14 protein-coding genes and 1 pseudogene are annotated in these 14,821 nt (G+C 66.5%); 13 read left to right on the top strand and 2 right to left on the bottom strand.

Annotated elements, in window-relative coordinates; all coding sequences use genetic code 11:
- The first annotated feature begins 10 nt into the window (after nucleotides 1–10).
- The 4 genes from ACFQZ6_RS17540 to ACFQZ6_RS17525 all read left to right on the top strand — a co-directional run bounded on the left by ACFQZ6_RS17540 (nucleotide 11) and on the right by ACFQZ6_RS17525 (nucleotide 6,304).
- The gene (locus ACFQZ6_RS17540) at nucleotides 11–1,822 is read left to right on the top strand and encodes an alpha/beta hydrolase (protein WP_381610008.1); all 1,812 of its coding nucleotides are present in this window, start codon (nucleotides 11–13) and stop codon (nucleotides 1,820–1,822) included.
- Between the two features lie 301 nt (nucleotides 1,823–2,123).
- Nucleotides 2,124–2,420: a hypothetical protein gene (locus ACFQZ6_RS17535; RefSeq protein ID WP_381610005.1), complete on the top strand. Its 297-nt coding sequence runs from the start codon at nucleotides 2,124–2,126 to the stop codon at nucleotides 2,418–2,420.
- A 513-nt stretch (nucleotides 2,421–2,933) separates the two neighbouring features.
- Entirely contained in the window at nucleotides 2,934–4,064 is a 1,131-nt protein-coding gene (locus tag ACFQZ6_RS17530) for an AAA family ATPase (protein ID WP_381610002.1), read from the top strand.
- A gap of 668 nt (nucleotides 4,065–4,732) precedes the next feature.
- The gene (locus ACFQZ6_RS17525) at nucleotides 4,733–6,304 is read left to right on the top strand and encodes a S8 family peptidase (RefSeq protein WP_381609999.1); all 1,572 of its coding nucleotides are present in this window, start codon (nucleotides 4,733–4,735) and stop codon (nucleotides 6,302–6,304) included.
- 290 nt (nucleotides 6,305–6,594) lie between these two features.
- Here ACFQZ6_RS17525 and ACFQZ6_RS17520 read toward each other — a convergent pair whose 3' ends face one another.
- A complete protein-coding gene (locus ACFQZ6_RS17520; protein ID WP_381609996.1) occupies nucleotides 6,595–7,260 on the bottom strand; it encodes a YdcF family protein in 666 nt (221 codons plus the stop codon).
- On the bottom strand, nucleotides 7,257–8,060 hold the full coding sequence (locus ACFQZ6_RS17515) for a GntR family transcriptional regulator (RefSeq protein ID WP_381609993.1): 804 nt from the start codon (nucleotides 8,058–8,060) through the stop codon (nucleotides 7,257–7,259). The genes ACFQZ6_RS17520 and ACFQZ6_RS17515 overlap by 4 nt, the downstream gene beginning before the upstream one ends.
- Nucleotides 8,061–8,615: 555 nt before the next feature.
- Here ACFQZ6_RS17515 and ACFQZ6_RS17510 point away from each other — a divergent pair.
- From ACFQZ6_RS17510 to ACFQZ6_RS17470, 9 genes and pseudogenes are all read left to right on the top strand, one after another.
- Nucleotides 8,616–8,888 (top strand): DUF6284 family protein, encoded by a 273-nt coding sequence (locus ACFQZ6_RS17510; RefSeq protein ID WP_381609990.1) that lies wholly within the window; start codon nucleotides 8,616–8,618, stop codon nucleotides 8,886–8,888.
- Nucleotides 8,885–9,214, top strand: a complete 330-nt coding sequence (locus tag ACFQZ6_RS17505) for a hypothetical protein (RefSeq protein WP_381609987.1) — start codon at nucleotides 8,885–8,887, stop codon at nucleotides 9,212–9,214. Before ACFQZ6_RS17510 ends, ACFQZ6_RS17505 begins: the two co-directional genes overlap by 4 nt.
- The gene (locus ACFQZ6_RS17500; RefSeq protein WP_381609984.1) at nucleotides 9,211–9,669 is read left to right on the top strand and encodes a hypothetical protein; all 459 of its coding nucleotides are present in this window, start codon (nucleotides 9,211–9,213) and stop codon (nucleotides 9,667–9,669) included. Before ACFQZ6_RS17505 ends, ACFQZ6_RS17500 begins: the two co-directional genes overlap by 4 nt.
- Nucleotides 9,666–10,646, top strand: coding sequence for a DUF2637 domain-containing protein (locus ACFQZ6_RS17495; protein WP_381609981.1), 981 nt, complete (start codon nucleotides 9,666–9,668; stop codon nucleotides 10,644–10,646). The genes ACFQZ6_RS17500 and ACFQZ6_RS17495 overlap by 4 nt, the downstream gene beginning before the upstream one ends.
- Nucleotides 10,646–11,032: an RRQRL motif-containing zinc-binding protein gene (locus ACFQZ6_RS17490; protein ID WP_381609977.1), complete on the top strand. Its 387-nt coding sequence runs from the start codon at nucleotides 10,646–10,648 to the stop codon at nucleotides 11,030–11,032. The genes ACFQZ6_RS17495 and ACFQZ6_RS17490 overlap by 1 nt, the downstream gene beginning before the upstream one ends.
- 40 nt (nucleotides 11,033–11,072) lie before the next feature.
- On the top strand, nucleotides 11,073–11,573 hold the full coding sequence (locus tag ACFQZ6_RS17485; RefSeq protein WP_381609974.1) for a hypothetical protein: 501 nt from the start codon (nucleotides 11,073–11,075) through the stop codon (nucleotides 11,571–11,573).
- Nucleotides 11,574–11,593: 20 nt separating this feature from the next.
- Entirely contained in the window at nucleotides 11,594–12,139 is a 546-nt protein-coding gene (gene traA, locus ACFQZ6_RS17480; protein WP_381609971.1) for a plasmid transfer protein TraA, read from the top strand.
- Nucleotides 12,140–12,152: 13 nt separating this feature from the next.
- Nucleotides 12,153–14,188, top strand: a pseudogene (traB, locus tag ACFQZ6_RS17475) (plasmid transfer protein TraB).
- 168 nt (nucleotides 14,189–14,356) lie between these two features.
- A complete protein-coding gene (locus tag ACFQZ6_RS17470; protein ID WP_381609968.1) occupies nucleotides 14,357–14,818 on the top strand; it encodes a hypothetical protein in 462 nt (153 codons plus the stop codon).
- The last annotated feature ends 3 nt before the right edge of the window (nucleotides 14,819–14,821 follow it).

The following is a 14,821-nucleotide window of genomic DNA, read 5'->3' as shown; positions in this document are numbered from 1 at the left end:
CGGACGCGCCATGGACTACACGACGCTCAGCGCTCTCAAGCCGTCCGGATTCACGGACGCGGCGGACGGATACCGCGCGACGAGTGACATGGCCAGCGCCGCCAAGGACCTCGTCGAGCATCAGATCGCCGCGGCCATGCGTGGGTCCCTCGCAGGAGAGGCAGCCAGGGCGGCACTCGATCAGTTAAGGGAACTGGCCGAGAACCTCCACTACACCCAGGCTGAATGCGGTCTGATCAGTACGGCACTCAACGGCTTCTCCTACGATCTGGAGGCGGCCAGGAGAAGGCTGGACATCGCGGTCATGGGCGCGCTGACCAAGGAGTTCACCGTGCATCCCGACGGGTCGATCAGTTACCCGCCGGGCGGGGAAAGGACCGACGGGAAGCTGCCCGCAGGCGGCACGGTGCGGGGCCTGACAGCCCCGGTGGCTGCCGCGATCGGTCGCCAGGCAGGCAGCATCGATCCCAATCCCAACCGGCTCCTCGCCCAGGAGTACGCCAACCAGATCGCCACGGCTCTCAGGGAAGCCACCGAGGCCGACGAGAAGTGGGCGCCGAAGCTACGGGCGCTGAAGGCCGACGACGACCTGACCGTCTCCGACCGGGACTGGGCCGACGTGAAGAAGGACACCGAGGGTGTTCTCCACAGCGCCGGGAACTACCTCGACAGCATCAAGGAACCGCCCAAGAACGGCAGCCCCGAGGAGAACGCCGGCTGGTGGAACAGCCTCACCGCTGAGCAGCGGACGGCGTACCTGACCCTCCAGCCGACAGCCGTCGGCGCGCTCGACGGCCTGCCCACCGAAGTCCGTGACGAGGCCAACCGTACGGTGTTGGCGGAGACCAGGGCGAAGTACCAGATGGAGTTGGACTCCATTCCTCCCGAGCCCGAGCGCTGCGTCTACGGCCCCCACGGCGGCTTCCCGCGCGTGAACGAGGAATGGCAGGAGTGGAACGCGAAATACGGTGACAGAAAGGCGTCCCTGGAAAAGACCCTCAAGGGCATGAACGCCATCCAGAGCCGCTTCGACGCCACAGGTAAGAACGGTCTCCCTCCGGCTTACCTCCTTGGGTTCGACACCAAGGGCAACGGACATGCCATCGTCGCCAACGGCAACCCGGACACGGCGGATCACACGGCGGTATATGTGCCCGGCACGACGTCGCGCCTTGAAGGCGCTGGTGGTGACATCGGGCGAATGACCAGGTTATGGACGGAAGCCCAGGCAATGGATCCGAGCCGGTCCGTTTCCACAGTCACCTGGATCGGCTATGACGCCCCGCAGAGCATCGTCCCGGAGGCCATGGACGAGCACTGGGCGCACGACGGCGCCCCGAGGCTCAACCGGTTCCTGGACGGACTCCAGACAGCTCAGGGCGGCCCGGACGCCAGCCATGCGACCGTCATCGGCCACAGCTACGGTTCCACGACGGTGGGCGCCGCCGCCATGGCGAAAGGGAACATGTCGGCGGACGAGATCGTCGTGGCTGGTAGTCCCGGGATGCTCGTGGGCGGGGCAGACGGTCTCGACGTCGGCAAGGATCACGTGTGGTCAGAGGCCGCGAGGAGCGATCCTGTGCCTGCTGGCGGAAAGGTGGCCCGCCTGGGCGGTGAAAGATGGGACATCGAGACCTGGAACGGCATTCCCTTCAATGCGGGATACGTTCAGGTCATCCCCTCTGACGAAGCCTTCGGCGCTCATCGTATGGACGTGGACACGAGTGGCCACAGCAACTACTGGAACGAACGCTCGCAGAGCCTGAAGAACCAAGCAGCGGTAGTCGTCGGCCGCTACGACAGGGTGGAGGAAGACGATTGACCACCGCTGACAACCCTCGCCGCCGTCGGGCGCGCCGCCTGGGTGTTGTCTTCGCGACCGTTGCTCTGTCCCTCGCCGCAACAGGATGTTCGAGCACGTTGAACCGCAGCGATAACGCTTCCACAGCCAATGACCCCACCAGGTCCGAGCCCACCACGCTCGACGTGGAAGAGGCCCGTCAGAAGGCGAAAGCTGTCTCCAGTCAGATCTACGACATGATCGGCATCAAGGCAGGCAAGGTGACCGAGCCGGCCCCGGCATCGCACCCTGCGGAGAAGACCCCGAGCACCTGTACAGCACGGTGCACCCCTGGTCCCTCCACGGCGTCTCCGAGGACGAACTGAAGGACGGCTTCCGGCGCCTGAAGGCGGTTCTCCCCGAACGGGAGTGGAAGATCGTCGAGTACGGCCCCAACGACAGCAAGAGCAGGACGCTGGAGCTCACGGCCGACTTGAGGACGGAGCCCTTCTCCTTGAACGCGGAACTGTGGGTGTCCAGCGCCACAGCCGGAACGGAGAAGGACCCGAAGATCTTGCTCAACCTCACATCCGGATGCTTCCGCGCCCCTACGGGGACAACGCTCGACCAGGAGTTCTAGCCCTCACAGGCGCCCCCCTGGCCCCCAACCAACCACCACACGTCGAAGGGCCCCACCGCGAACGGTGGGGCCCTTCGACATCGTGCCCGGTGAGGCACTGGCGGAGGATACGAGATTCGAACTCGTGAGGGGTTGCCCCCAACACGCTTTCCAACTGTCCGCAGGGCCGTACAGCGGCGTCCGTAGGCGTTCACAGGCCAGTTCGAACGGGGTGTGCGTGCGTGGGTGAACGGTGGCGGCCGTCGGCGCACTGGACAAGAAACAGGACAACGGGGCGCAAGGCGCTCCCACCCAGCCGGGCCCGTTCGAAACTTGGGGGCCCTCGCTGCTCACATCCGCTGAGCGCGCCATGGCTGGCTATGTCTCGAATCAGCCGCATCCCGCACAAGAGGGTCAAGCCGGGGCACGCGGCCACTGTCAGTGCCGTCCGACAGACTGGTTGTAGAGACCCCAGGTGGACTAGTCGGCCACAGATCGCTGTGGTTTAGGCCACCAGGCTATAGGCTGTTCTCCATGGTAGAGAGGACATTGGTGAGCCCTATGGGCGAAACTGAAACATACGAACGAGATCTAGTCCACCTGGCGAGGGTCGCGATGGCCGGGCGGGCACAAGACGTGCAAACCCTGGTCCAGCGCATGGCCCGTCGCTATCAACGATCAAATGAATCCCTCGCTGGCTCGCTTCGAGAGCTGCTGCGTTCAGCCCCAACTGCACAGACGCCCTTGCGTGGATTTGGTAACACCGCCTCCCTCCCTCTGGACAGCGATAGCCGCCTGCCGCTGATCAGGGCGGAGCAGCTCGGACCGGCAGTTCGTCCCGTCTTGGCTCCGCCCGTGAGAGCGGCCGTGGAGCAACTCCGTGACGAACATCGGAGCGCAGACCGACTCGCACGACAAGGTCTAACGCCTAGTCGTACCGGGCTGTTCACTGGACCTCCCGGTGTTGGCAAGACACTCGCTGCCCGATGGCTTGCGGACGAACTGAATCTCCCGCTGCTCGTTCTAGATCTTTCCTCCGTAATGAGCAGCTATCTCGGCCGAACTGGGGGAAACATTCGTAAGGTGCTTGATTACGCGAAATCAAGCCCATCGGTCCTGCTGCTGGACGAACTTGACACAGTGGCCAAACGGCGCGATGACATGGCCGAAGTGGGAGAACTAAAAAGGCTTGTTACGGTCCTCCTCCAGGAAATTGATGATTGGCCTTCTGGTTCATTGCTACTGGCTGCTACGAATCATGCTGATCTTTTGGATCCGGCAGTGTGGCGACGATTCGACCTGGTAGTCAAATTCCCCTTGCCCGGGCCAGTCGAGCTAGAGGAAGCGCTTCTCTCCTATTGCGGAAACGAGGCTCCGAGGAATATTGCATTCCTAGCGAGGATTCTTCAGGGTGCCTCGTTCGCTGATGCGGAGCGTTTCGTTATGACGGCTCGCAGGAAAGCGGCCCTCGGCGGCGAGCATACGTTCGATGTCTTGCTGAATATGGGACAGGAACGTCTGGCGCAAATGAACCATGTCGAACGTCTTCAGGTGGCACTGGATCTAGTGCAAGATGGGAGCCTCTCGCAGAGGAGGGCTAGCGAGTTGACGGGAGTCAGCCGCGACACGATTCGACGCAAGCAGCGCACGGACCAAGAGCAGTAGGGCTAGGGGGACACTATGGCTGGGGAGCGCAACTTCTTACTCGGACACGGCGAACGTCTCGTCGAGAGAGTGACACCATCGACGGGTGGAACAACGCCCGTACTGCCATACACGGCAGAGGAGGCCGACAGCGGCTTCTCCCTCAACTCCAGACGGCAGTGGAGACATTCGATTCCTTGCCAGACGAGGCTTGCCCCTCAGGGAAAACGGTAGGCCTAGTCACACTGCATCCCCAGTGGATTGCCAAGTCCTACCATCCCGCTGACTTCCTTCGGGATAACGGGCTTTCGTACATTGGCTCCCGGGGCGCAAAGGTCACGCCAGAAAAGTGGACGCGTCAAGGCGAACCTGTCGAGTTGGATACAACGGAGCTATTTGTATCCGGGCAGCGAGAATCATTTTCACATCTTGCGGAGCGACTAGAGTCTCCTGACGCATTCCCTGAGGGGTCGGCTCTGCAGAGAGTCGAGGCGTTCCGAGCCCCGATCGCTTCGGATAAGCAGCGCGGGGTTATGTCGTTGCCTCCCACCTCATCAATTTTCGAGGTGGGTCTTCATATCCCGAGCGTGGACCGCGATGCCATCGTTAGATCCTTCCAGCGATGGGCACGTGCATGTGGCGCCTCGGCCGACCTCGGTAGGAGCATCCCGGTATCTGGGCTCATTTTTATGCCCGTCGCCGTCCAGCCGGATGAACTGGACGAGCTCAGCAAATTCTCTTTCCTCCGGGTCATTCGACCGATGCCGAAGCTTCGTACGCTGCATCCAGTTGAGCGGAGCCTCTCCGTAGGTAACCTGCCTCCGATTGAAGTGCCAGATGCGCCCGCAGTCGACAGTTCTATCCGTATGGCCATCTTCGACGGCGGACTACCGTCAAACGGCCCCATGAGTCCGTGGGCCCAGTCTCTCGATGTGCCTGGGGTCGGCGCAGCCGTGGAAGAGTGCGTTGATCACGGCCATATGGTGACGTCAGCCGCCCTCTTCGGCTGCCTGACTCCGGGGGAGGTCGCACCGCGACCTTTCAACAGCGTGGACCACTATCGGATTCTCGACGACGTAGAGGAGGACTCCTACGCTCTCTACACAGCACTAAATCGCATTCGCGATGTGTTGGAAGAGAAGAACTACGACTTCGTGAACCTCAGTCTCGGCCCGGAGCTCCCTATCGAGGACGATGAAGTGCACCCGTGGACAGCGGTACTGGACGAATACCTCTCTCATGGACAAACCTTCATGACCGTAGCAGCCGGAAATAACGGCAACGACGACTGGGCCTCAGGAAATGCCCGTGTCCAGGTGCCATCCGACTGTGTGAACGCCCTCGCTGTTGGATCCGCCAATAGTAAACTGAAGAACTGGGATCGAGCTGGGTACAGTGCAATTGGCCCAGGACGCTCGCCAGGCCTGGTGAAGCCAGATGTGCTAAGTTTCGGAGGCGCTCAGTACGAGCCTTTTATCTTCCTTCCCAGCAATGGGACAGATTCCCCATTGTCGGCGATGGGTACGAGCTTCGCAGCCCCGGCCACCCTCAGGATGGCCGCAGGCATTCGAGCGCACTTCGGCGGACACATTAAACCCCTCGGCCTCCGGGCTCTACTCGTACATTGTGCCGAGCGCGGCATCATGCCTGTAGAAGAGGCTGGTTGGGGGCGGGTTCCTGACCACATCGACGCCTTCGTAATCTGCCCTGCTAACTCGGTTCGCGTTTTGTATCAGGGGGCAATCGAGCCAGGTCAGACGATGCGAATGCCCATTCCTCTGCCCGAGGATGTAAAGACGGGCAACGTCGAAATTAGCGCGACCTATTGCATCAACTCACCAACCGACTCGCGTAGTCCAAGTACATACACGGCCAGTGCCATTGAACCTGTTTTCCGTCCACATGCGGAAAGGTTCAGTAACGAAGACAGCGTGCACCCGAAGACCGATTCATTCTTCAGGTCGAGCGACTTCCTCCCAGAGAATGATCTGCGAAAGGGGGCGCACAAGTGGGAGACCACCAAACATAGGACCCTCACCAAAAGGGCCTCATCTTTGCTCCGGCCGGTATTCGATGTGAAATACCATTCCAGGATCGAGCAGCTCGTCGGCGTCGCAACTGAGAAGGTAGAGTACGCGCTTGTGATCACTCTCACCTCATCCCAAGATGCGGATATCTATAACAAGGTTGTCCGTGCTTACAGCGGGCGATTGGAAATCTTGCAGCCGCAGGTAGAAATTCCAATCACTGTGCAGCCGTAGCCTCCCCACTGAATGTAATCTCCCAACGGCGGGAGCCGCTCACCTTGAGTGGCTCGCGCCGCGGTCCATCGTGCAGCTCGGGGCAGAAGCCCAGCTCATCGGTCAGTTGGGTAAGAGGCTGGAGACTGTGAGGCGCAACATGGACGCCAGCGAGATCGAGGAAGGGGATGCGGCGCCGCAGAGGCGGCGCGGCCTGCGCCATGCGCGGGCGTTGAACGAGGTAGAGGAGTCTTTACTGCGGCGTCCTCCAGTTCTGCCAGCGGCGGAGCAGGCCAAGGGGCTCGCTCACCTCATGCCTGATCTAGGGATTCCGGAGCCAGTCGGCTTGTGAACCCCTGCCCACGGAGACGCTCGTACGCACCCGTGATGTGGTCGGGGATCTCCTGCTCAATCATGAACCCCTGTCGGGGGTAGATCATGAGCCGTTGCTGGGCACCGACAAGCATGTCTAGGACAAGCCTGGCATCCCCGATCGAGTCGACGTAGTCGGCCAGCGTCATCGACGTAGAAGCGCACAACCATTCGACGGCGGGCCAGTGTTTGCAAGCTGTCGCGTACGCGCGCCGTTCCTCGTAGGGCTTGCTGACCAGAAGGACGGACGAGACGGGCACCTCTCGTTCTTCCAGCAGGGCGCGGGAGAAGCGGATGTTCTCTCCGGTGTTCCGGGCGCGCGGTTCAACGAGGATGGCCCGCTCCGGCACCTCCAGCTCGATCGCGCGCTCACGGTAGTGCTCGGCTTCCCCGCGGGGCATCCGCTCACGTGTCGTGCGGCTGGTCGCTCCCGTGAAGACGATGAGCGGGGCCATGCCCCGGTGGTAAAGGTCCGCTGTCGTGTCGGCTACGCCCAGGTCGTGACTGCCGAGACCGATGGCGACGGAGCAGGGGCGCGGCTCGTGCCCCATCTGCTGGAAGTCCCACAGCCGCTGAGCGTCTGCCCACGCCTGAGCCGAGATCACTTACTCTCCCTCTCCGTCTTCGCTGAGTCGGGCACCTTGAAGTCGTACGACCACGCGAAGCGCGTCGCCGCGTGCACACCGATGGCGAACTCCACCACGGTCCCGTCCGCTGTGCGGGTGGTCCGATGCAATTCCACCACCCACTCACCGGGGGAGAGCTGGAGTAGCTGTGCCTCTTCGGCCGTGGGCACGCGTGCGAACAGTTCCTCCGTCATGTTGTCGATCTCGTATCCGGCGTCGTAGAGGACTCGGAAGCCGCCGCCCCGTCCGGCTGGCCCCGGAGTGGGGTCGACGATGCGGGTTCCCTCGACGTGTTCGGGCCGGTAGTAGCTGGTGAGGGTGTGCGTCGGCTGGTCGCCTTCCTTGACCAGCCGTGCCCGCGCGTACACGGCGGCTCCCTCGGGCAGGCCGTGCGCAGCGGCCACGGTGGCGGGCGCCTTAACCCGGCTGACCGTCTGCGTCTGTTCGTTCCGCCGGTACGAACGGCCGGACGCCACCCGGTCCGCGACGAACGCGACTTCGTCGCCATCCCGCCACTTGGCCTTGTCGTACCGCTCGGTGCCCAACCGCTTCAGTGGCGCTTTCGGGCGTACGACGGTGCCGTGCCCACGCGTCATGGTCACGAGCCCTTCGGCTTCCAGCGCCTTGTAGGCCCGGTGCACCGTCTCCTTGGAGCCCTCGCCTGCCTCTACTAGCTCCCTGATCTGCGGAAGCTGCTTGCCGGGCTCGATCTGGCCAGCCTTGATCTGCTCGGCATACCGATCCGCCAGTTCCCGCCATTTTGGCGCTTTCGCTGCCACGCGGAACTCCTCTCGACAGGTCCCAGTGAAGCACACAGTCCTAGGACTATTGACAGTCCTAGGACTGCGATGCATTCTCATCTCAGGCCGCTCGCAGTCCTAGGACAGCGAACGAAGGGGTCCTCTTTGGACTTCCCTCGGCGGCCGGTCGGTTCGGGACCGCTCACGTTCGCCGCGTGGGCCCTGAGCTGGTCGTTCCTTGAGAACTGCATAGGTGGGCCCCGCCTCCCCGAGTCGAAAAGGCGGACCGCGCGGCTTGGAGCCGCGCCTCACGTCCCTACGAGCGTGGGAGGTCGGTTGTGAGCCGACGACATACCAAGGCACCGCCGCGACGGACCGGCGCGCGGTGCCTGACCTGTAAGCCCGGTCCACTTCGTTCCGCGGCGTTTGGCGCTGCGGTCGGCTGCCTCTCCCGCCCGTCCGTCCCGCCGTTAGGCGAGGGCGTACGGGCGGGAGCGCGGGGAGCCGGATGTACCGCTCCAACGGCAAGCGGCTCCCGGGGTGCCACCCGGGAGCCGCGTTCGGGCCGTTCCTCCGTGGAAGGAACTGCGACCCATGGACCACGTTGTCACACCTCAGGACGCCGTTACGGCGTTCCCGGACTTCATCGAGCCGACGAACGCGGAGCTGGACGCGATCGAGCAGGAGATGCCCGTCATCCTGGCGGACGTCGACCTGTTGGACGCGCACATCGCGACCCTTGACCGGGTCCCGACCAAGTTCGACGAACGGCGCATCCGCCGGGCCCGTCACCGTGTGCTGGCCGCTCGCGTCGCCCTGCTCAACCAGACGTCGGTCGGTGCACGCCTTTCCGGCGGTGCGGCATGACGGACACGCTGAGGCTGGACGAGATGGCCCTGCCGCTGCGAGCCCTGCGGATGCTGGCGGCGGATTTCGGGCACCTGTCGGCACCGTCGGTGCAGGTGTCCACCATCTACCCGGAGCGGCTGGAGCTGTCGTTCTACGACGACCTGCCGGGTTTCGAGGCGTGGCGCGAAGCCCTGGGGGTTGCTCCGGACGCCGTGACCTACCGCGAGCAGAGTGACGGCCGTACCCGCGTCCTGCGGGCGAGCGTCGACTACGCGGGCGCGGTGGTCTGCCTGACGGGCTACGCGCAGATCAGCGCCCCGGTTCCGGTTGGGGGTGCGGCGTGATCCGCATCGTCACTCAGGCCCGCCTTGCCCGGCTGGGGGACGACGCCCGCGCCGCCCTCGACCGCGCGCAGCGTGCAGAGAGTGCCGCCTCTGAGGCGGGTGAGATGTTCTCGCACGCCCTGGAGGAACTGTCCGCCGCGCAGCAGGAGCTCCTGCTGAACGAGATCGAGATCAGCCGCCTGCGTGAGGAACTGAGGCGTGAGCCGGTGGAGGGCGAGACGCTGACGGTGCTCATGCGCTATGGCGAGCCGCACACCATCTACGCCTGTCGTGAGGACGCCTACGCCGACACGGCCACGCATGGCGTGCCCGCCGGGACGCCGTGGGTGCCCGCGCGTGGACGCCCGGCGTCCGTCTCCGAGTGGCGCTGTGAGGCGTTCATCTACAACGCCGATTCCAACGGGTTCCGCCGGGCGTACATGCCCGTGTCGAACACGCTCGGGGGTGCGGCGTGAACAGTGTTCAGACGCGTTCAGCGGAGCGTGCGCTGTCGTCCGGGACGTGGCTGATCGTGTGCGGGGCGATGCTCTACTCGATCCTCACCGTGACGCCGTTGATGGCCGCGCACACGGCGGATGAGTGGGACTGGACGGCACCGATTCTGCCCCTGGTGGTGGACGCTGCGGTCGTCATCGTGGTCAAGCTGGATGACGTGCTGGCCCGCCTCGGTGGGCATGGTGGCCGCTGGCCGATCGTGCTGCGGTGGATGACGGGCCTGATGACGCTCGCCCTCAACACGGCCGATTCCGCGCTGAAGAAAGACCTGGTGGGCGTGGCTGTCCACGCGGTAGCGCCGCTGCTGCTGATCGTCACCGCGGAGACCAGCCTGGCCTACCGACGCGCCATCGCCCGCGCGGTGGCCGCGCTGCAAGCCGCGCAGGAAGCCGAGCGGGAGCGGCGCGAGCAGGCCGCACGCGAGCGTGCCGAGCAGGACCGCGCCGCGGTCCGGGAGGAGCGCGAGCACGCCGCGATGCTGGCGCGTGAACAGCGTGAACACGAAGCCCGCATGGCCCGCGAGCAGGCGGAGCGCGAGGAGCGGCAGCGGCGCGAGGAGCGCGAAGCCCAGCAGCGTGCCGAGGCTGCCGAGCGGGACTCTCGTGAACGCCGTGAACGTGAGCGTGAACAGCGTGAGCAGGAGCGGCTTCACCGTGAACAGCAGGCCCGGCAGCAGGCGGAAGCCGCCGAGCGGGAGCGTGCCGAACGGGCGGCTCGTGAACGCGCCGCTCTGCTGGAGCGCGGCCCGGCGCAGACCAAGCTGCCCGAGGACGAAGCCCGCCGCATCGTGACGGCCGCGTTCGCTTCGGGTCTGCCGGTGCGGGCCGCTGCCGAGCTGTGCGGGTGGTCGGTCGGCTGGGTCTCCACCCGCTATCAGGAACTGCGCGACGCTGGCGACGGTGACCGGCCGCACCTGGTGGCTGTGGGTGGTCAGTGATGCCGACCGCCTTCAGCGACTGCTTTGACCCCACGGGCGCCCGCTACGGCGTTCCGACGTACCCGTGGCGCCTGGCTCCGGATGGCCTGGCCACCCGTCGCCAGTTACGGGCCCGTGGCCTGCGTCCGGGGGGTCAGCCGATCGCCGCGCAGCTCATGCTGATCAACCGGCGCACCGGGACGGTCCGTGTTGCCTACCTGTACCGCGTTGACCGCGCTGTGCCGGTCCGGCCGATGACGTCCCGCAAGTGGGGGGCTTTGGCGCTGGCGATGCTCGCGCGCCGTACCTGCCCCTGCTGCCGACTGGACGTCGGCTACTGCATCCCGCGCTCGTACGGCCTGTGCGGCTACTGCCTGACCGCTGACCACCAGTGCGCCGCCGCCTGACATTCCCCCCTTCCTTTCACTCAGACCCGGGAGGTCTGCTGTGTCCAGCCGTACCCGCACCCGCGCCGTGAAGACGGCCGCGGGTGTCCACACCGTCCGCCTGCCCCGCCAGCGGGGCCGACGCCGCCTGGACCCGTTCGTGATCGTGGTCCCCGAACACCCCTCCCTGACCCGGCAGGTGCTGTCCGGTCTGACGCTGATGCTGTGGGACCACCGCCGCGCCCTCGCCCCGACCGGTATCGCCGTGCTGGCGCTGGCCGTGACCGCGCTGCTGCACGTGCTGGGCTGGTGGTCCGCCCTGGTGCTCGCCCCGCTGGCCCTGGCGCCCGCGGCATGGTTCACGCTCGTGCAGCTGCGCCGCCCGGCCCGTCGTTCCGCGCTGGCCTGGCGTATCGGCCTGACGGTGCTCGCCACCCTCGCCGCAGCGTGGGTGGCGCTGGCTGCCGGGTTCGGTCCGCTGGCGGGCCCGCTGGAGTTGGTGTGGCTGCTCACCCTGATCGCCGCGCAGAGCGCATGGTCCGTCGTCCGCCGCACCCGCTGACCCGGAAAGGACACCTCCTGATGGTGCAGAACAGCAACGGCCAGCGTCCGCGTGGGCCGGTGAACGACCCCAAGACCGGCAAGTTCGCGAACGCCGGAGCCGCCGCGGGCGGCTTCGTCGGCGCGCACGGCGGCTCGCTGGTGCCGCCGATCAACGTCACCGTCAACAACACCAAGAACGCGGCGCGGGCCGGTGGCAGTCGTCCGCACGCCGAAGCGCTGTTGCCGTCGCCTGAGTTCACCTCCCCGGCGCAGGTGCGGAACTACTGCAACACCCTGCGGGCGGCGGCTGTGACGCTGTCCATCGAGGTCGCCATGGGCGCGGAGATCCTCAAGGGCGTATTGAGCGCCGTTCCGGACCCGGAGGGGCGAGCGTTCGGCTCCCGCATCCGGGCGCGGAAGGTGGCGCGCAAGATGCAGCGGTCCGCGGACGCGCTGCGCGACGCCGCGAAGAACGCCGCGGCCACCTACTCGACCTTCCAGCAGGAGTTCGAGGAAGAGATCAACCGCGTCCGTCACCGCGCCCGCAAGCCCCAGCAGCCGGTCATGAACTGGGCTCAGCAGTAAGGAGGGTGCGGTCATGGTCGAACGCAACGCTGACGAACTGCACGAAATCCAGCTTCAGGGCGCCTCCAACGCGTCCGGTCTCGGCGCCTACCTGCTGCACCGGGCCAAGCCGCACCTGCCGCCGTGGCTCGGTGTCGCGGGCGTCGGCGCGGCCGGATGGCTGGGAAGCCTGCGGTGGGCGGACAGCACCGCCGCGGGCGTCGGTCTGACCCTCGGCTCGGTGGTGCTGACCGGCGCCACCTGGTTCATGGGCCGGTCGACCAGCCACTCCCGCCGCCTGCACTCCGCTATCACGGTGGCCGCGGGCTCGGCCTGGCTGACCGGGGCCTGCCTGGCGGCCCCGCCGCCGGGCCGCTGGACGACCTGTACCTGATGGGCGGACCGGCCGCGGCGTTGTCGTGGAACGTGCGCATGGTCCTGCGCCGCAACCCCGAACCGACCGGCGAGAGTTCCGACAAGGGGCTGCTGGCGAAGGTCGGCCTGGCCCGCGCGCAGATCGGGCAGGCGAAGGTGGAGCCCAACCGGGTCACCGCGCCGCTCGCGCTGGAGCCGGGCGAGCAGACCAACGACGACGTCACCAAAGCCCTGGCCCGGATCGCGTCCGCGCTGGACCTGCCGACCTCCGCCGTCCGCTACACCCCCGATCCGGGGTCGTCGCGGCGCGGGGAGCTGGTGATCGTGCCAGAGGACATGCTGGCTGAGTTCGTGGAGTGGGAGGGCCCGTCGAACCTGGGCGGCTCGATCGCGGAACCGCTGGTGATCGGCCGCTACGACGACGGCTCCCCGCTGCTGCTGTGGCTGCCCGGCGACCCGGAAGCCAAGCGGAACTCCACGCACGTCCTGGTCGCCGGGGGCACCGGTTCCGGCAAGGGCGACGCCGCACTGAACCTCCAGACGGAGATCCTCTCCCGCCGGGACGTGCTGCTCTGGCTGTCCGACCCGAAAATGTTCCAGGACTTCCGCCCCCTGCTGCCGGGCATCGACTGGGCCGCTGAAGGCGGTACCCCGACCGAGGTCATGGTCGAAGCGATCAAGGCCGTGATCCCGGCCCGTACCGCGTGGCTGGGCAAGCACTCCTACCGCCAGTGGCTCCCCGAGTGCGCTAAGCGGCAGACCAGCACCGCCCACACCTGCCGCCCGGACGGACGGGCGTGCGGCTGTGAGGGGATGCCGTTCCTGGTCGCGTGGATGGAAGAGGCCGCCAGCACTCTGAGGGACCTCGGGGACGACGCGTTCACCGGGATCTCGCAGGAAGCCCGTTCCGCCGGTGTCTCGCTGATCGTGTCGCTTCAGCGACCGTCGTACGACCAGATGTCCACCTCCACCCGCGCGTCCCTGCCGTCCGTGATCGCACTCGGCTGCGACCCGCGCGACGAGGGATTCTCGCTGCCGGAAGCGGTCATCGACGCGGGCGCCCACCCCGGCGCCTGGGGCAACCGCCGCCCCGGCTACTGCTACCTGGTCAGCCCCGGCATCGACGAGGCGCGCTACCCCTCACCGGGCCGGACACGGGCGTTCACCCACCGGTCCGTCTCCCGCATGGAAGTCCTCGCGGCATGGGCACAGCGCAACGGCGCCACCGCCGACCCCATCACCGCGGGCGCCGCGTCCAGCGCCGCAGGCCGCGCCTACACCGGCCGACCCGCCCCCGGCGACGACCCCAGCGGCCACCGGACCGCCGTCGAGGAGGACGACATGGACGACACCCAGTACGGGCCACTGGTCGACCCCGAGGACGACCACATCGACCCCGAAGCCGACCTCCCCGACGACGAACCCGGCGACGACGCCCCGATCTTCGGACAGGAGCCCGGTCACAAGCCCGCCCCCGAAGAAGCCCGCCGTCTGTTCGAGCAGGCGCTGACGGAGTTCGAGGAGCAGGGGCACATGGTCGTCGGTCCGAAGGACTTCATGGACTGGTGCGACCAGCACAGCCTGTCCCGCTCGTGGGTGTCCAAGCGGCTCAAGGAAGCAGCGCTGGAGGGCCGGTTGCAGCCGACGAACACCACCGGCCGGTGGCGGATCGTCCCCGCCCTCACGGCCGCCTGACACCCGTCACATGTGACGGGCCCGTCACACCCAAACCCCTAGGCAGGCGGGTGTGACGCGCCATCACAGCGGCCCGTCACACCCCCACCACCGTCACGTCACACCCACCCGCGGGCCCGCGCACGCACCCTCACGCACGGGCCCGCGGCTGTCCCGGAAGGAACCCGCATGGGTCACTCCGAACGACCCGCGCCCCTCGAAATCCACCACCCCCAGCCGATCACCGTGCACCCGCCCGTCCCGGCGCCGCTGGTACCGGTGCAGCCCAGCACGCCCCCGGCGGTGCAGTCGATCGTGCTGCCCAACGGCCAGGTCGTCACCGGCTACACCCTCAACCCCGCGCCCGCCCCGCTCTCCGTACCGGCGACCACGAAACCGCCCGTCTCCCGCGCCGCGGCGAACATCGCCCTCGGAGGCGTCGGATTCCTCGCCGTGTCCGGCGGACTGCTCCTGCTCACCTCGTTCATCGCCGCCCTGACCGCGCTGATCACCCAGCTCATCATCCTCGCCGCCGTGATCTTCGGCGGCTGGATCGCTGTCCAGATCTTCGGCGCGAGCCGCCACGACAGCGGCGGGACCACGGTCAACATCCGCCGCGCCACCTTCCGACGCAACCACTTCCACGGCTGAGAA

It is taken from the genome of Streptomyces flavalbus, assembly GCF_042674625.1.
Classification (GTDB): Bacteria; Actinomycetota; Actinomycetes; order Streptomycetales; family Streptomycetaceae; genus Streptomyces; species Streptomyces flavalbus.
The sequence above is the reverse complement of the archived record's forward strand: the minus strand, read 5'-3'. Positions and strand labels throughout refer to the sequence as shown.